Source organism: Pseudoalteromonas sp. SMS1 (assembly GCF_021530565.1).
Taxonomy (GTDB): Bacteria; Pseudomonadota; Gammaproteobacteria; order Enterobacterales; family Alteromonadaceae; genus Pseudoalteromonas.
In genome coordinates this window covers 310682-328048 of sequence record NZ_JAKGBI010000004.1, presented here as the reverse complement: position 1 = coordinate 328048, position 17367 = coordinate 310682, and the positions used below count along the sequence as shown (strand labels likewise).

The 17367-nt window shown below is 43.5% G+C and carries 14 protein-coding genes; 10 read left to right on the top strand and 4 right to left on the bottom strand.

What is annotated here, in order from left to right; genetic code table 11:
* From L1286_RS07040 to rluB, 3 genes are read left to right on the top strand one after another with little or no spacing between them, the layout of a single operon-like run.
* Nucleotides 1–801: a segregation and condensation protein A gene (locus L1286_RS07040; protein ID WP_235406200.1), complete on the top strand. Its 801-nt coding sequence runs from the start codon at nt 1–3 to the stop codon at nt 799–801.
* Between the two features lie 55 nt (nt 802–856).
* Complete coding sequence (gene scpB / locus L1286_RS07035; protein ID WP_235406199.1) at nt 857–1444, top strand: SMC-Scp complex subunit ScpB; 588 nt, start codon at nt 857–859, stop codon at nt 1442–1444.
* Nucleotides 1441–2301 (top strand): 23S rRNA pseudouridine(2605) synthase RluB, encoded by an 861-nt coding sequence (gene rluB, locus L1286_RS07030; protein ID WP_235406198.1) that lies wholly within the window; start codon nt 1441–1443, stop codon nt 2299–2301. Before scpB ends, rluB begins: the two co-directional genes overlap by 4 nt.
* Nucleotides 2302–2355: 54 nt before the next feature.
* Here rluB and L1286_RS07025 read toward each other — a convergent pair whose 3' ends face one another.
* Nucleotides 2356–3099 carry a YciK family oxidoreductase gene (locus L1286_RS07025; RefSeq protein WP_235406197.1) on the bottom strand — a complete coding sequence of 248 codons (744 nt, stop codon included), beginning with the start codon at nt 3097–3099 and terminating at the stop codon, nt 2356–2358.
* Nucleotides 3100–3349: 250 nt separating this feature from the next.
* On the opposite strand from L1286_RS07025, the gene L1286_RS07020 reads away from it, so the two are divergent.
* From L1286_RS07020 to L1286_RS07000, 5 genes are all read left to right on the top strand, one after another.
* Entirely contained in the window at nt 3350–5803 is a 2454-nt protein-coding gene (locus tag L1286_RS07020; RefSeq protein WP_235406196.1) for a VolA/Pla-1 family phospholipase, read from the top strand.
* A gap of 76 nt (nt 5804–5879) precedes the next feature.
* Entirely contained in the window at nt 5880–6884 is a 1005-nt protein-coding gene (gene sohB, locus L1286_RS07015; RefSeq protein WP_235406195.1) for a protease SohB, read from the top strand.
* 230 nt (nt 6885–7114) lie between these two features.
* On the top strand, nt 7115–7636 hold the full coding sequence (locus tag L1286_RS07010; RefSeq protein ID WP_235406194.1) for a glycine-rich domain-containing protein: 522 nt from the start codon (nt 7115–7117) through the stop codon (nt 7634–7636).
* A 224-nt stretch (nt 7637–7860) separates the two neighbouring features.
* Entirely contained in the window at nt 7861–8610 is a 750-nt protein-coding gene (locus L1286_RS07005; RefSeq protein WP_235406193.1) for an SAM-dependent methyltransferase, read from the top strand.
* Nucleotides 8611–8635: 25 nt separating this feature from the next.
* Complete coding sequence (locus L1286_RS07000) at nt 8636–9931, top strand: cytochrome P450 (protein ID WP_235406192.1); 1296 nt, start codon at nt 8636–8638, stop codon at nt 9929–9931.
* 38 nt (nt 9932–9969) lie between these two features.
* Here L1286_RS07000 and L1286_RS06995 read toward each other — a convergent pair whose 3' ends face one another.
* Nucleotides 9970–11343, bottom strand: a complete 1374-nt coding sequence (locus L1286_RS06995) for an alkaline phosphatase PhoX (RefSeq protein WP_235406191.1) — start codon at nt 11341–11343, stop codon at nt 9970–9972.
* 171 nt (nt 11344–11514) lie between these two features.
* Between L1286_RS06995 and L1286_RS06990 the strand changes: the two genes are divergently transcribed.
* The gene (locus L1286_RS06990; protein WP_235406190.1) at nt 11515–12000 is read left to right on the top strand and encodes a Fur family transcriptional regulator; all 486 of its coding nucleotides are present in this window, start codon (nt 11515–11517) and stop codon (nt 11998–12000) included.
* Between the two features lie 66 nt (nt 12001–12066).
* Complete coding sequence (locus L1286_RS06985; protein WP_235406189.1) at nt 12067–13398, top strand: dihydroorotase; 1332 nt, start codon at nt 12067–12069, stop codon at nt 13396–13398.
* Nucleotides 13399–13716: 318 nt separating this feature from the next.
* Here L1286_RS06985 and L1286_RS06980 read toward each other — a convergent pair whose 3' ends face one another.
* On the bottom strand, nt 13717–14598 hold the full coding sequence (locus L1286_RS06980; protein ID WP_235406188.1) for a bile acid:sodium symporter family protein: 882 nt from the start codon (nt 14596–14598) through the stop codon (nt 13717–13719).
* A 211-nt stretch (nt 14599–14809) separates the two neighbouring features.
* Nucleotides 14810–17134, bottom strand: a complete 2325-nt coding sequence (locus L1286_RS06975; RefSeq protein ID WP_235406187.1) for a TonB-dependent receptor domain-containing protein — start codon at nt 17132–17134, stop codon at nt 14810–14812.
* Between the last annotated feature and the right edge of the window lie 233 nt (nt 17135–17367).

Below are 17367 nucleotides of genomic sequence, written 5' to 3'. Positions count from 1 at the left end.
ATGACTGAACAGCAACAACCGCAAACGCCTTTGGCTTTCCTGAAAGGGGAAGCCGTTTTAGAAAAACCAGAAGACCTATATATCCCGCCTGATGCATTGCAAGTCATTCTAGAGAGCTTTGAGGGCCCATTAGACTTACTTTTATATCTCATAAAACGCCATAAACTCGATATTCTCGAGTTGCCTATTTTGAGCATTACTCAGCAATACGTTCGTTATGTTGAAATGATGCAGGATTTTCAATTGGAATTGGCGGGAGAATATTTGGTAATGGCTGCATTACTTGCGCAAATTAAGTCACGGTTGTTGCTGCCTACGCATGAAGAAATTGAAGAAGAAGAAGACCCTCGAGCGGAATTGGTTAGGCGCTTACAAGAATATGAGCAGTTTAAACAGGCCGCCGAGAACCTTGATAAAGTCCCTCGTGTGAACCGCGATATATTTATCGCCAACGCGTTGATTGAGGAGCTAGACGACAACACTGATTCGTTGCCGGATGTTGAGCTCAAGGAACTTCTCTTGGCAATGAGTGAAGTTATGGCACGCGCTAAGCAGTTTGAACATCACCAAGTCAGTGCAGAAGCTTTGTCGACGCGAGAAAGAATGTCATTGATTCTTCAATATCTCAGTGAACACCCAAACCCAGTCGAATTTAGTGGGCTATTCAGTATTGAAGAGGGACGCAGTGGTGTGGTGGTCACTTTTATTGCAATGCTGGAACTATTAAAAGAACAACTGATCTCCATCGTGCAAATAAATCTCAGTAGTGCAATTTATTTGTCATTAAAACTACAAGAGTAATGCGCTCTCTGTCATAATACCGCGCTTTCTACTAGCCTTATGAAATTACTGTGACATGACACGCCGAGTAAGTGACGAACAATTGGTCGAATTGGTTGAGGCTGCTATCTTTGTGGCGGATAAACCCTTGTCGAAAAAGCACATGAAAGACACTGTGTTACAAGATATCAGTGTGTCGGATCGTCGTTTACAACAGGCCATAGAGACAATTTCACAACATTATGAAACACGCGGTGTGAAACTGGTTGAAGTTGGCACAGGGTATCGTTTTCAGGCATGTCCAAGTTTGAGCCCTTGGCTGAATATGTTGTGGCAAGAAAAGGCCCCCAAATATTCTCGCGCGACACTAGAAACATTGGCGTTAATTGCGTACCGACAGCCCATCACGCGTGGTGAAATAGAGCAGGTTAGGGGCGTGACTGTCAGTTCGAACATTATGAAAAGTTTGTTAGAGCGGCAGTGGATAAAAGTTGTGGGACATAAAGAAGTACCTGGAAAACCAGCGCTGTATGCAACCACTAAGTTATTTTTAGACTACTTTTCGCTGGCTGGTTTGGATGGCCTACCTAGGTTACCTGAATTGCAGAGTGAAAAGTTAAATCAGATGTTAAATGATCCTTCTGTGAGAGAACAATCAGAATGAGTGAGAAGTTACAAAAAGTATTGGCACGAGCGGGCGTTGGTTCGCGTCGTGAAATGGAAAAGTACATTGAATCTAATCGAGTTAGTGTCAATGGCAAGGTGGCAAAATTAGGCGACCGTGTTGAAGAAAATGCGGTTATTCGGGTTGATGGCCATGTGGTTAAGATTGAGCAAAAAGAAGAGCGTATATGTCGTGTACTTATGTACCATAAACCGGAAGGTGAGTTATGCACGCGCAAAGATCCAGAAGGCAGACGGACCGTATTTGATAGATTGCCACGCTTAGAAGGTGATCGCTGGATTGCAATTGGTCGTTTGGATATTAATACTTCAGGCCTATTATTGTTTACTAATGATGGTGAATTAGCGAACCGTTTAATGCATCCTAAGTATGAAGTAGAGCGTGAGTACTCAGTTCGAGTATTTGGAGAAGTAACGAACCAAACGCTTAAAACGTTAACTGACGGTGTAGAGTTAGAAGATGGTCATGCCAAATTCTTGTCTATCAAGCCACGTGGTGGTGAAGGCATCAATAAGTGGTTTAATGTGACGCTGACTGAAGGTCGTAACCGTGAAGTACGTCGTTTGTGGCAATCACAAGAGGTTGACGTATCAAGACTGATCCGTGTTCGCTATGGCCAACTTGAATTGAACAAACGTTTACCTCAGGGCGGTTGGGAAGAGCTGAAATTGGAAGATGTGAATTATCTTCGCAAGTCGGTAAGTCTGCGCCCAGAGACTCAAACAAAGCTCTCTGTGATGCCAGAAAAGCGCAAAGACAAGCGTGCTAAAGTGAATCGCATTCGCAAAGCCGTTCATAAGCACAATCAAAGGCTGAAACAAAATAAGCGTCGCTAATATTAGCGAGGCACTAAAAAAGGGCGCGATGGCGCCCTTTTTGATCTCAGTATTTTATTTTGGCTGTGCGTCTATTGACTGGCCATTCACATCTGCTGAGTCATCAGACATCAAGTATAAATAAGTTGGCATCAAATCCTCTGCCGTCTTTAACTTATCAGCATCTTCGCCTGGAAATGCGGTAGCGCGCATACTCGTTCGTGTTGCGCCTGGATTAATACAGTTAACCCGAATATTCGTTTTGCCCACTTCAGCTGCCCATGTTTGCATCATACCTTCTGTAGCAAACTTTGAGATAGCATAAGCCCCCCAAAACTCACGACCCTGTCGGCCAACGCCAGAAGAAGTGAAAACGATAGATGCTTTGGGCGCCTTACGTAAAACAGGAAACAAAAAGCGTGTAATCATTGCTTGGCCAGTAACGTTCACCTTTATTACATTTTCAAATGTAGACACGCAGAAGTGCTCGAGCGGTCCCATTGTGCCCAAAATAGAGGCATTGTTTAGTAGTCCATCTAATTTTCCAAATTGTTGTTCGATGGTTGCAGCTAAATCTCGATAATGTTGTTTTGTTGCACCTTTGAGGTCCAATGGGACGATAGCAGGTTGAGGATAACCAGCTGCCACGATGTCGTCGTAAACCGCTTCTAATTTGCTGGTCGTTTTCCCAAGAAGAATAACTGTTGCACCGTGTTTCGCATAATTTATTGCTGCGACACGGCCAATACCGTCTCCTGCTCCAGTGACTAAAATCACCTTATTTTCTAGCGTGTTGCTAGCTGCATCATATGTGTGCATATTGGACCTCTAACAAATACATTTGCTATATTTTATCATAGTCATGACGCAAGTTATCGAATTTATTGCAAATAGGAGTGGCGAAAGGCTACACTTTGCGTTAAGTTAAACTGGTCTAATGTCTTATTAAAAGCAAAATTACATAGTTTTAACGAATTATTCTCGGCGGCTTATGGGTGCTTACATCTTAAGGCAGGGGTGAGACTCGACCGAGAAACAATAATAATAAAATTATGTCGGAGCCAATATAATGAAGAAACTGATACTACCACTTGCTGTTTCAGCCGCTTTAGCGGGCTGTGGTGGCGGTGAAACGCTAGCAGATGTAAAACAAGATACCAAACCTGTAACACCCGTTGCATCGGTAAAGTTTGATCCTTCCAATGGCGTTATTTCCATACCTAATGACATCTTATTTAGCGGTACACAAGATGGCACACTTAACATTCCAGGTGAACTCGACTCTGAATCCATGCCTTTGGTTTCAAAAGCAGGCTACGCTGATCCCTCTTTAGCGATTGGTGGTCTTGACGGTTGGTCAACTCAGATGCCATACCAAATCGCGTTAGACACACCGGCGAATGTTGAAATAGATGCAACCTCAGTTGCAACCCCAGGCTCTGTGCGAATTTTTGAAGTCGTAATGGGTGCTGATCCAGAAACTGAAGCTTGTACAGGGTTCTCTGCGGCACTGGCTTGTAAGGTAGTTAACGAGCTTACTTTTGGCCCTACAGGCGACTTCGTATCTCAGCTTAGTGAGGATGGCAAAAACATCAATGTGATCCCGGTTAAGCCATTTAAAACAAACACGACGTATATCACTGTTTTGACTACAGGCATTAAAGATAATGTAGAGGGGGGGCGCAGTTTATCACCGTCGTCAACGTATACCCTATTGCGCCAAGAGGCGCCATTGGTCACAGACGCTCAAAAATCCCTTCAAGCTGTGATTCGCAGTTATGAACAGGCACTTGTTTCAAGTGAATCAATCAGTGCATCCGATATTGTCTACACGGCGGCTATGACGACTCAGTCAACCGGGGCTGTGGTTGGCTCAATCAAGAAACTGTTGGCTTCAACCATTGGAACTGAAAGACAGCCAATGGTGACGGTACCAGCGCAGGGCGTTGTATCGGTTGCTGATGTATTTACTATGTTACAGATTCCAGTTTCGGATGAAGTACTTGCGTTAGCTCAGGGTGTCAGATACATCAAAGGTAATGTACAGTTGCCAATGTACTCTCCACTTCCTAAAAATACTGACAGCACAGCACTAGCCGAAACTTACTGGGAAGCACAATGTGATAATGGCGTTGCACTTGCGGCGGTTAAAGCTGCGGCAGGTGAGCTACCGCCGGTGACTGATCCTGAATCAAATGATGCGTTGTGTAGTGCATTATCCAACGGTCAGTTGAGGGATCTTGGGCTAGACAAGCAAAAGTTCTTGACTAAATATAACCCAATCCCTAAGCAGCAATGGGTTGCTAATGCGCCGGTACAAATAACAATGCCAATGGTTGAAACAAATCGCCCTGAAACAGGATGGCCAGTTGTTATCATGCAGCATGGTATTACCAGTAAAAAAGAAGACATGCTTGGTTTAACGCTGGCGTTAACGCAAGCGGGTTTTGCGACCGTTGCAATTGACCACCCACTACATGGTGAGCGTGGCATTGACCTTAACGATGATGGAATCGATGAATTCAACGCATCTACAAACAGTGTTTTACACTACATGAATTTGCAGTCGCTATTGGTTGCGCGTGATAATTTGCGCCAATCTACCGCTGATTTATTGGCACTTCGCTTGGGCTTACATGCAATCAATGCGGCATCTCAAGTCCCAATGCTGTTAAATACGAACGACGTAAGCTTTGTTGGTCAGTCGCTTGGATCTGTTGTTGCACCAAGCTTTATCGCCCATGCTAACCTTCCGTTTGAAGAAGAAGTATTAAAGCCTGCTGAGCCGCTGTTTAAAGTTGGGGCTGCAGCATTATCAAGTGGTGGCGCGGGGATTGCGAACTTCCTAGTTGAGTCAGCTTCTTTTGGCCCAGTTGTAAAGTCAGCCGTCCTAGTTGGTGCGTCTGATCTTGCTATTTCTAAAAAGTTTACCGCATACTTAGGTGAAGGTGCGATTACTGATTGCGGTGCATTTGCACAAGACCCAAGTCGCTTTACAAACTGTGCATACAGTACATTTACTGCGACACTGGAAGCTGAAGGCGACACCGCGGCATTGGCAACAATCGATGCAACAGTTAATCAGTTTGCTTATGCATCACAGACAGTGCTAGACAGCGCAGATCCGCTTAACTACGCACCTTTAGTAAGGGCTGTTAATTCACCAATTTACATGAGCGTCGTTGTGGGTGGTGAAGGTGATAACAAAGCCGATCAAGTTATTCCACCAAACACGGCTGCACGTAACCCGCTGGGTGGCAGCACACCGCTGGCTGCATTTATGGGCTTAGAGACTGCAACTGAATCTAAGTTGTCTACGGATGGCACAGCGGGACGCTATGTAGTGAACTTCTCACAGGGGCACCACAGTTCACTACTGACAACGTCTTTTGACGAGTTGACTGGTGGTACTGCGCAAGGTCATGCACAAGCAAGCCTAGAGATGCAAAAGCAAGTAGCGACTTATTTAGCGTCAAAAGGCCTATCTTTGCCAATTACTGATACAACAGTCATTGCAAAGTAATCGCATTTAAGACAAGATTGAAAAGCCGCTCGTTAGCGGCTTTTTTTTTGGTTAACGAAATATTCAGGAGATAACTTTGGCATTTTTGTTCGAATATGGTTTGTTTCTAGCTAAGGCGGTGACAGTGGTCATTGCGATTGGCGCCATCGTCATTTTGATTGTGGGAGCAAGCCAAAAGCCGAAATCCAAATCGGGTGAGATTGAAATTAAGGATCTCTCTGATGAACTAGCGCAGGCAAAAGAATCATTTTTACACCAAACTCTGGATAAAAAGGAATTAAAAGCCTACCTCAAGGAAAGCAAAAAAGAGGCAAAGGACAAACCTCAAGGCCAGGCGTTTGTGATCGATTTTTCGGGGAGTCTTGATGCCCACGAAGTGACCAATTTACGTGAAGAGATCACCGCAGTACTCACTGTTGCCGATAAAGAAAAAGATCAAGTGTTGGTTAATTTAGAAAGTGGTGGTGGGGTTGTGCATGGTTATGGGCTAGCAGCTTCACAGTTGATAAGGCTTAAACAGTCAGGTTTACCACTCACTGTGTGTATCGATAAAGTCGCGGCAAGTGGTGGCTATATGATGGCATGTGTCGCGGATAAAATAGTTGCGGCGCCTTTCGCCATTGTTGGCTCTATTGGTGTGATTGCTCAGATTCCTAATTTTAATAAGATTTTGAAGAAAAATGATGTTGAATTTGAACAAATAACGGCTGGAGAATATAAGCGAACTTTGACAATGTTTGGTGAAAATACAGAGCAGGGTCGTGAGAAGTTTAAAAGCGAAATAGAGCATACTCATACGTTATTTAAACAATTTGTATCAGAGCATAGACCGAACTTAGACATGGATAAAGTAGCTACGGGTGAACACTGGTTTGCAACTCACGCAAAAGAGTTTGCTCTCGTTGACGAAATTAAAACCAGTGATGATATTTTGCTTGAGTTAAATACCACCCATCAGCTTTATAAAGTGACGTACAAAGCGAAAAAAGCCATTGCAGAGCGGTTGGGTATTGGCCTCAGTGTGGTCGCCGAAAAGTTGGGTGTAAAAGTATTGTCTCGTTTGCAAAGTAATAAATTCTAATACTAGGTTAAACCTTTTCAACGTGATAGCTTAAAAAATAATTGGCCCGATTGCCTATGCGATTGGGCCTTTGTGTTTGTAGCGCTGTTTTTGTGCATGAGTGCTCAAATACCTATTAAGCCAGCCTTTGCCTAAGTACTTCTCATAACTGTCATTTTTTCCAGTTGTGACCGCGCCCCTTGAATGATAGAGTAAACCCGTCAAGACAAAAGGATATACAACAGAACAACATGGATAATCTATACACCATCCCTCAATCGATCGAAAAGCAACAACGATATTCAAACGTGATGTCATATCAAAATGACAATGTTATTGACAAATTTACGGAATCGTTCGATGTGTCCAGAGATGAGTCCGCAGCCATTTTCGAAGAGATGAAAAAGTTACTGTGGTTAATGCACCAAGCTTCAAATGAGTCAGGTCCAGAAATCTATGTGCATAAGGAAATTTTAATCATCGATGAAATGTGGCACACCTTTATTCTGTTTACTCGAGATTATGAGGCTTTTTGTCTTCAATTTTTTGGTGAGTTTTTACATCATAGTCCGACAACATTGCGCGAAAAAGAGCAAATGAAAAGCGACTATGAAAACGCCCAAAGTGTATTTATAAGCGAGCGTAAGGCTGAGTTAGAGGCTCAATACTCGTACGTTTATGATGCTTTGGGCGAAAACACTTTGCTCAAGTGGTATCAAGAATATCCAGAAATCTACTCTGAGCAAAACATTAAAAACCTTAGAAAATACTAATCAACCATTTTTTGGAGAGATCATGAATAAATCAAAAATCATCAATTCACTTGTAAACAAAAACCTAGAGCGTAACAAGGGCGCAAGATTCTGTGGATGTGTTATTTGTCTTGTGGATAGAAAGCCAGGCGTCGGTCCAAAAAACAAATAAGCAGAATAAGGCTGTACCACGACGTGTACAGCCTATTACTGGTTGCAATGACAAATGTAAGAGGTAGTAGAACTTGTCTGAATTTCTCTTTGATTACGAGCGAGCTTTTAATCCCTTAATTACAGGTCATTTAGAGAGTGCCTCTTTTGACCTAATGCTAAACCAGCAACAAGCGAAGCAAATTCAGAGCTTTCTTGCATTAGAAAAGGGCATGAAGATACTTGATATTCCTTGTGGTACTGGGCGTCATGCAAAGTTATTGGCTGAGCAAGGGTTTGAAATTGATGCATTAGACTACAATGCTTTGTTTATTGAACGAGCCCAACAGTTTGCAAAAGAAGCCGGTCTTTCTGTCAATTTTATGCAAGGAGATATGCGTGATCTCAGGTTTAAAGAAAAGTACGACAGAATATTTAACGTTTTTAGTTCGTTTGGCTACTTTGACGATAAAACTAACTTGCAGGTGATGCAAGAAATGTCATCCGCACTTAAGCCCGGTGGACGTCTGTTGTTAAATGTTCTCAACGGTGAGTCTGCGGCAGTAAAGGGCAGTGAAAATGGTATTGCACGTCAATTTAAAGGCTTGGATACGCAATACGATCCACACAGTAAAATATTAACAACCAATCGTGCGCTTAATATAGAAGGCGAAGAATATAGCTATGAGTTTAAGGTGCGTCTCTATAATGCCGCTGAACTAACCCACATGTTAGAAATGTGTGGCTTAGTACCTTTAGAATGGCACGGCGATTGGGCAGGTTCAGCCCTCACCAATACTTCAACACAAATTTTTGTTGTTGCGCAAAAAAGCTTTGTTGCTTAGTGCTCCAACAAACGGGATATAAGTCATGGAAGGTGTGAACCGACTTGAACAAAATCAAAATAGTCTTGAGCAACCTGTGCATGTTGCATTGACCGACGTAAGCCAAATGAATGGTCTAAACTTGGTTGATTATATTAAATCGTGTGTGGCTCAGTTTGGAAACATATTCACATTGTCTATTTTTAATGGGCCAAAAATCACATTAGTCCAGGAGTCAGACCTATTCAGTGATGTCGTGACAAAAAATAAGATGGATATAAATCCTGAACTTGTGGAAATTAGGACTCAATTTGAGATCGACAATGTATTTTGCGATGAGCCACAAATTGCCCAAATGAATCGAGACTTTGTACTCGCACTAAAAGGTAAAAAGCTAGAAAAAACAAAAGTATGTTACAATGAAAGACTCGATTTTGAATGTCATAAATTTGCTGAGCGCTCTTTAAGTACACATAAATATTGCGAAATTGAGTTAGCCGAATTGCAACTCAATACCATGGTAAAGGCAAGCCTGTATTCACTTTTTGGTGAAGCTTTAGCGAACGACCAAGCCATAGTTGAATATTTTAACTTTAGTGAAAGCTTGTCACCTACTGTTGCTAAATGTAGGGAAGCTTTTAATGTCGCAAGCCGCGCCAAAGAAAAGCTACTTTTACGACTTGAACAAGTGCTCGTTGAGGCGCAAACCCCGCTCATACAATCGTTAAACGTAGGGTTATTTAGCAGCTCAACGATAAGTCAAGAAGATAAAGCAAAAGTATTGCTATATTTTTTATGGGGTTCACTGTCGAATATCTTACCTTCGATGCAATCGTTTTATCGAACGCTTGTCCAGCATCGCTTTTATGCCAATGAAATTAGAGCGAACCCCAATTTTGATATGTTGCCGCTTATTAAAGAGGTGCTTAGATTGCGTGGAAATAAGCCCATTTACAGGTTGGTAGAATCTAATATCATGATTCAAGGAACTGATGGGAAGAAATTTGTCGTGCCTAAGGGGCACTGGTTAGGCTTTATTTCGCAAATACACCACCAAGATGAGCAGATTTTCAGTGAGCCAAACAAGTTTGATCCATCACGTTTTTGCAAGGCCTTCGGTTTTACCAATAGTCCCAAGCCCCCGTCGTTATTTGTGTATGGAGTAGGAAACTCAAAGTGCCCTGGCAGTGCCTTTGCAAATCACATAATGGCGAGCACGGCAGTATATTGGCTAAAGCATTTTGATGCTAAATTATGGGGTTCACATCAAGCCGAAGCCATGCGTATGTTCGATTCAGTATTAGGAGACAAACAGTCACTTTTATTGAAAAAAAGAGCTTAGCCAATGATATTTCATCATTGGCTAAAGTTGAAGTTTGGCTATGCTTTGTAACTAGCCCAATCACCGCGAATCGCGAGTGTTTTTGTCGGGGAGTATAGGTTTACAAATAACGTTTCTCCGTCAGGTGAGAAACAAGCACCGGCAAGTTCTGTTTGAGCGTTGAGCTTAGCAAATGGGTAAACAGCCCCCTCTGGTGATACTCCACGCAAATGGTTTTTAGTGATCGCAGTATACTGGTCTTCACACACCAGTAAATGCCCCTGTGGGGTCACCGTTAAGTTGTCACCAAAGTTATATAGTGATTTATCACTGCTTTCCAAAAACAATTGCAATTGCCCAGGGTGTTGTTCCTCTTCCGGCTTACCTTCGTATGCTGATGGTTGGTAACGCATAATTTGACCAAGTTCTTTTTCACCGCCATTGGTGCAGCAGAAATATAGCTCGTTATTGCCAAAATGGATGCCTTCACCTCTGGCAAACAGCGCGCCTCCCAGTGCATGTCCTCTTACTCGTAGGTCGTCATCAGGGCTTTGTGGGTTATCCAGTGTTATCCAACTCGCTTCATACCAGGTTGACACAGGCATATCTTGTGCGTGCCAATTTCTGCTGTCAAATTTGTTGGCATGCTTCAAGACGAGTGCTTGCAGCGTTCCACCTGCCGCTAAAACGCCCTTACGATTGGGTATAAAGCGATAGAATAAACTGTCGTTTCTGTCCTCAGTCAGGTAGACGATCCCTGTTCTAGGGTCTACTGCAGCGGCTTCGTGGTTAAAACGGCCCATATCCAATAATGGGATAGGCTCACACAAGCCGGGTTTGTCGACGGGGACTTCGAAAATAAACCCATGACTTTTGGCAATTTCGTTATCAGGTACTCTCACTGTTTCTTCGCAGCTCAGCCAAGTTCCCCAAGGCGTGGTGCCGCCCGCACAATTTCGTATCGTGCCAACTAGGCTATAATACTGTTGCTCTATTCTCTGTTTTTGTAGATCATAAATGATGGTGGTGGTGCCGCCAGGTAAAGCGACACCTTGCTTAATTGTATCGTAAGCTTTTTCGCTTTGATGTTGAGCGATAGCAGGTGCGGCAGTCTTGAGATGTTTCGGGCTCAATTCATGGTTTCTTACCAGCGCAACTCGATGATCACCAAGGTCAATACACCCCATGCCATCCGCGTTGTCTGGAACAACTAGCCCGTCGTCCATCGGGTCATTTAGCGAGGAAATTACTTCGTAACTAAAACCTGCCGGTAAATCCAACAAACCTCTTTCATCCGCAATGAGTGGGCCGTAGCCTGTACTGGTTGGTGTTTGCAACTGTGATTGTTTTCGTGAGCAGCCGAGTAAACTGCTATTGAGACCTAAAAAAGCCAGAGCAACTGACCCCTTGGTGAATTGTCTTCTCGAGACCATGCTAATTACCCCTAAAAATTTGCAGGTTTGAACACTTACTTTTATCTGTACACAACTTACTATGAATTTTATTTTACGCGCAAAATTTGACAGGAAAGCTATTGCGATAGATAGATATTGTGTGAGATGTTATAATATAACAAATTAAAATGCGACAGTATTCGGGGCTATATGTGTCAAAAAAACAGTAATAAGGATTACTTAAGAGAAGTTTTTAACCATGCTGGGATCAAAGCGACTGAAAAAAGAGTGGCTATTTTTCAAGGTTTGATGATGGCTGACCAAGCGTTGTCGCCTTATGAGCTTGCGCAATATTGCAAAGAGCATTTAGCGCTTACCCTACCTGCCGTCTCTATTTACCGTATTTTAGACTTATTAGTTGCGGCAGATCTGGTACATAAGTTAGACACCGTCAATAAGTACATTTGCTGTGCTCATATCGACTGCCATAAACCCCATCCACACAATCAGTTTTTAATATGCTCCGTTTGCCAAAAGGTCGATGAAGTACATATGTCTAGCCAGCTCATGCGTCAATTGTCGCAGCAGATCCAAGCATGTGGTTATCAACTCAACTCGCCCCAATTCGAATTTCAAGGTGTTTGCAAAAGCTGTCAAGCACAGGCGGAAGAGGCATCGATTGAGTTGAGTCGTTAGTGACTTCGTATACATATACCCGATCACAGATTAGATTTATTAACACTTTTTATAGGTGAAGTATCCATGGCGAATATTCTTTTTAAAAATGCACAATTGATCAATGAAGGAAAAGTTGAATCATGTGATGTGCGTATCGTAGGGCAAAGGATTGATAAAATAGCTCCAGAAATTTCCGCCACAGGGATCGAGCAGGTGATTGATCTCGGTGGAGACTTTTTAATCCCAGGCATGATCGATGATCAAGTACATTTTAGAGAGCCTGGTCTCGACTGGAAGGGGACAATTGGTAGCGAATCACGCGCAGCTGTCGCTGGAGGGATCACCAGCTACATGGAAATGCCGAATGTGAGTCCTGCCACCACAGATCAATTGGCGGTCATGCATAAGCATCAAATTGCGGCCCGCACTTCTGCGGCAAACTATTCATTTTATTTGGGCGCTACACCAGATAACCTAGATGAAATCAAAGCCTGTGACCCAAGTATCGTATGTGGCGTGAAAGTATTTATGGGGGCATCTACAGGAGACTTATTGGTAGAGCACCCGAGTGCTTTGGAAGCGATTTTTAAGGAGTGCCCAGTACTGATTGCGACACACTGTGAAAAAGGAGATGTGATCGCTAGTAATTTAGCCAAGCTAGGCAACAAGGAGCTGGCGATACAAGATCATCCTGTGATCAGAGATGCGAATGCATGTTACCAATCTTCATCATATGCGGTAGATCTAGCTAAGAAGTATGGGACACAGCTGCATGTATTGCACATCACGACGGCGAAAGAAATGGATCTGTTTGAGCCAGGTCCAATTGATGGAAAGCAAATTACTGCTGAAGCATGCGTACACCATTTGTGGTTCAATCAGGCGGACTACGACCGTTTAGGCAATTTAATCAAGTGTAACCCAGCAATTAAAGCGGAATCAGATAGACTTGCGTTAATCGAAGCATTGACCAGTGGCAGACTAGATATTATTGCCACTGATCATGCGCCACATACTTGGGAAGAGAAACAGCAGACTTTTGCTAAAGCACCAGCCGGTTTACCATTGGTACAGCATGCGCTGCTTACTTTGTTTGACCAAGTTCAACAGGGTAATATGACGTTGACACAGGTTGTTGAGAAAACAGCACATAACCCAGCCAAACGATATAAAGTAAAAGAACGAGGATTTGTTAGAGAAGGGTATTTTGCTGATTTAGCAGTCGTCAGCGCTAAGCCAGGCGACACCATAAGGCACGATAACACCCTCTATCACTGCCATTGGTCTCCGTTTGTGGGTCATCAATTTTCACATCAAATACGCTATACATTCGTAAATGGACAGTGCGTTTATCGCGATGGCAATGTCATTGACGTGGCTGATAATGCCATGCCATTGGTTTTTGATAGGACATAGCAAACAGCTTGGGTGGTGGCTCTGCTGCTACCCTTCCTCATCGCCGTTATACATTGACCTTTTCCACTCCAGTTTTAGGTTGTTGTAAGCAAGTTTCATGACATTTTATTCATCCAAATAATAGGCACGTTATATTGCGAAGCGCGCCTAAACGTCATGGAAGTTAGGTGTGTTTTTAACACCTAACTTTTCTAGCGTTCAGAGCGGCTAATGAGACGTTCTATATTGTAACGAGCAGCTTGGTTTAACTCCCAAGTAGTTGGTTACATACCATTATTTATTGTTCGCTAAATCTGGGATTGCTTGTGGCGTCTTTTGTTATACCGGCTCATGAGACTCAACGGGCGGTGCTGAACGCCTCACCCATGCGACAAAAATCCCCGCACTGATAAACATAAACAAGCCATAAATGCTAGGTGCGATAGACATGATCTCATCTTTCAGAATGCCCGTTGTCACGAGTAGTGCCAAGGTACCATTTTGTAAGCCGACCTCTAGCGTAATTGTACGTGTTTGGGCTTTATTTTGTAGGTACAGTGTTGCTACGGCATAGCCAAGCAGCATTGTTATGAGGTTGAGGAGAATAACTGCAGGGCCAGCCATGACAATGTAGTCAACGAGTTTATCACCTAGTTGAAGACATATGCTGACTATGACCAACAGCAGAACACACACAGAAAACCAGTTGATGTATGGTCCCGATTTTTTAGCAAACTCAGGCCATTTGGCTCTGAGGCCCATCCCTATAATGACAGGAATGACGCCAACAACGATAAGTTGAATCCATGCTTTTAAGACTGGAAACTCGATAGGTGTGGTACCTTGACCATAAAAGCCAATTGCCCAGGCTGCCATAAATGGCAAAATAAATGGGGTGATAAAACCAACAATAGCGGTTAAAGACACCGATAATCCCACGTCTCCTTTGGCCAAATACGTATACAAGTTTGAAGTCGTACCGCCAGGGCACAGTGCAAGTATAAATAGCCCAATCGCCAGCTCCGTGCTAAGGCCTGTTATCGCAATGACAGCAATAGCCATCAGAGGGAGCAAGAACAGCTGGCAAGCCGCACCGATAAAAAAGCTTTTGGGTTGTTTGAGGACACGTGCAAAGTCGTGTGTCGTTAAGCTTAAGCCAACTCCCATCATGATTAGAATGAGCGCGATTGGTAAGCCTATTTCAATTAAGCTAGGTGGCATTTTTTATTATCCTTTCAGTTGCATTGCCCCTAATCTTAACAAGAGCTAGGTTGATTATATATTACTCTTTTTGAAATAATCTTTGATAAAATGTAATTGATGCGCGTATTTATCGTTGAGGCCGTGTAAATGGCGACCTTTAAAATCGGATGTTTATGTGAAATGCCACTCGCATATATGCAAGCGGCACTCGGTCACTTATCTCGCGTTTTTAATATGTGTAGTTCAATTTTAAGTAGCCGCGTCTGCCCACTGTATCGTATGTAAACACATCCGTATTAGCATCATTCCAAGAGGTTAAAAATGGCGGGCGTTTGTCAAACAAGTTGTCGATACCAATCGATAATGTGAGTGAATTGTCAAAGCTGTAACTGGCTTGCACATCATGATAAAACACGTTCGACACATTGCTGCCAATTGGGCCTCCTCCATTTTCGTCCTCTGCTTTGCCAATGTATTGCATACTGTAAGCGGCCTGCCAGTTTGAAACGAGCACAGTCGCGGTTAAATTGGACTTCCATTTTGTAAAACTACCTCTATCAGATGTAATTTTCCCCAACAGCTGTGTTTTCTCTGCGCCGACAAAAGCCGTGTTCTCGTGTTTGAGTAAGCGAGTTGTATCCCAATTTATTCGGTACGTATATTGTTCGATGTTACCGCCCACACGCACATTCACATCCAAGCCGGATACGTGCTCGCTGGCTGCGTTCATTGGTCGTTTTTCAAGGAATGTAATTTGCCGAGTCCTAGGGTCTCGCATAAAGCTGTTGCAGTAGGCTGCATAAGCAACGGGATCACGGTAACATAAGCGCAGCATATGAGAACCCGCGATAGATTTAATCGCATTATCGACCTCGATATCGAAGTAATCTAGCGTCGCTGAGAGCGCCTCACCTTGGTAGACAAATCCAAAGGTAAAAGTATGTGCTGTTTCTGGCCCTATAAAAGGGTTACCGCCTCCACCTGTTCTAATGGTTGAACCATCTTGTATAAAATCACTCGGCATACCCGCAGCCAAACAATTATTTAAAATATGACCCGTTGCGTTTTCACATGGGTCTATCGTGATTAGGTTTTCAACATTGGTACCACCAAACTGTTCAGTGATGGTTGGAGTTCTAAATGCACTAGAGCGAACACTTCTCAACATCATTTGTTCGTTGATGTGCCATGTAACTCCTAACTTGTAAGTGGTTTTTGCGTCAAAATGCGCATAATCTGAGTAGCGTAGGGCTAGGTCAACACTCATGGAGTCTGCCATTGACACCTCTTTTAAAATGGGGACCGATAACTCGATGAAAGCTTCTTTTACATCCGTGCTGCCAGAAATGGCATCCTCTTCGCCATTTTGCATCGCGATTATATCTGGGTTTCGCCAGCCTTTCTCTTTTCTGTATACCGCTCCGGTTGCAAATGCTAAGGGTCCAGCGGGGAGTTCAATCAGGTCGCCACTTAAATCAATGCTGAGAGCGTGTATCTGATTTCCACCTGTTCCCTCTCGGCGATAAGTCACATAGTCTATTACTTGGTCCGAAAGCTCACCAACACCAAAATAATCGCCACACGGTAGCGTTGCATTGACCGAGGTGCTGCAAAGCGCTGCATTAAGCGTTTGGGCAACGCGCTCATCATCAAAGTCATAACGCCATCCGTCAGTACCCGTATTTCTGCCCCAACTATAGGTACCTTGCCAAATCCAATGGTTCTTTATGGTCCCGTTTACACTGACAGTCCCTTGGATTGTATCAGTCTGTTGATAAAACGCTGGATTCGGAATTTCTATATTACGGCGGCGTTTAAGCGTGAGAGCTTGGCCTGTTGGGTTATAAATAAAATCAGCCGCGACATCGACAGGCTTGAATCTCCTTGGCGTGACAATTTGGTCTGAGCGACGATTTGCGTACAGCAGTGAACTTACGATCTGAATATCACTGGAAAATTCGTAGTCAAAGAAAGTGGCTAAGTTAATCCGTTTCATCGGGTTGTAGGCATTGAGCGATTCAAACCAATTGTAGCCATGTTTATGGCTGTCATATACTTCGAAATGGTCGCCATGGTGAGTGGGTATTTGATTAAATTGAACTTCCAAGCCGTCTGCTAATGTGGCGCGACCTCCGATGGTTGTGCCTGAGTAGATGCAGTTTAACTCACCGTCAGATTCACTCAGCGGGCAAGGGTTACGGGTGGATTGAAGCGCATTGCCGTTATCTACGTAATTTAAATTAACGGAGATGTGGCCATGCGCCAGAGTGCTGCCAAGAGAGAAGTTCACTTCTGTATTTTCAGCATCTTGTTTACTGCTTCGACCTAACTTCGCACTGAGTTGTGCACCTTCAAAGTCAGATTTTGTGATGATATTAACCACACCTGCGACGGCATCTGCACCATAAATCGCTGAGGCACCGTCTTTAAGAATATCAATGTGTTTAATTAATGCCATAGGGATCATATTAAGATCTGGGCTATCATTGGCACCCGTACCGCCCGCGACGAGGCGTTTGCCATTCAACAACACCAATGTACGCTTAATGCCCATTCCACGCAGGTTGACCTGCGCAGTGGCATAACCATTGCTCGTCCAGTAGGCATTGCTTGCATTACCTGCTTGGCCCGCAGATACGCTGAGGCTTTGTAAAACCTCTTCAAGTTGGACACACCGGTTATTGCGAGATCGTCAGCTGTGAGTGTTGTAATAGGACTTGCCGATTCGAGGTCGATATTTTTAATCTTCGATCCGGTAACTTCTAAACGTTCTATTTGTGCGGGGGA

Coding starts and splice junctions, on each gene's coding strand:
- L1286_RS07040 (WP_235406200.1), top strand. CDS start 1: ATGACTGAACAGCAACAACCGCAAACGCCTTTGGCTTTCCTGAAAGGG.
- scpB (WP_235406199.1), top strand. CDS start 857: ATGACACGCCGAGTAAGTGACGAACAATTGGTCGAATTGGTTGAGGCT.
- rluB (WP_235406198.1), top strand. CDS start 1,441: ATGAGTGAGAAGTTACAAAAAGTATTGGCACGAGCGGGCGTTGGTTCG.
- L1286_RS07025 (WP_235406197.1), bottom strand. CDS start 3,099: ATGCACACATATGATGCAGCTAGCAACACGCTAGAAAATAAGGTGATT.
- L1286_RS07020 (WP_235406196.1), top strand. CDS start 3,350: ATGAAGAAACTGATACTACCACTTGCTGTTTCAGCCGCTTTAGCGGGC.
- L1286_RS07010 (WP_235406194.1), top strand. CDS start 7,115: ATGGATAATCTATACACCATCCCTCAATCGATCGAAAAGCAACAACGA.
- L1286_RS07000 (WP_235406192.1), top strand. CDS start 8,636: ATGGAAGGTGTGAACCGACTTGAACAAAATCAAAATAGTCTTGAGCAA.
- L1286_RS06995 (WP_235406191.1), bottom strand. CDS start 11,343: ATGGTCTCGAGAAGACAATTCACCAAGGGGTCAGTTGCTCTGGCTTTT.
- L1286_RS06990 (WP_235406190.1), top strand. CDS start 11,515: ATGTGTCAAAAAAACAGTAATAAGGATTACTTAAGAGAAGTTTTTAAC.
- L1286_RS06985 (WP_235406189.1), top strand. CDS start 12,067: ATGGCGAATATTCTTTTTAAAAATGCACAATTGATCAATGAAGGAAAA.
- L1286_RS06980 (WP_235406188.1), bottom strand. CDS start 14,598: ATGCCACCTAGCTTAATTGAAATAGGCTTACCAATCGCGCTCATTCTA.
- L1286_RS06975 (WP_235406187.1), bottom strand. CDS start 17,134: ATGGGCATTAAGCGTACATTGGTGTTGTTGAATGGCAAACGCCTCGTC.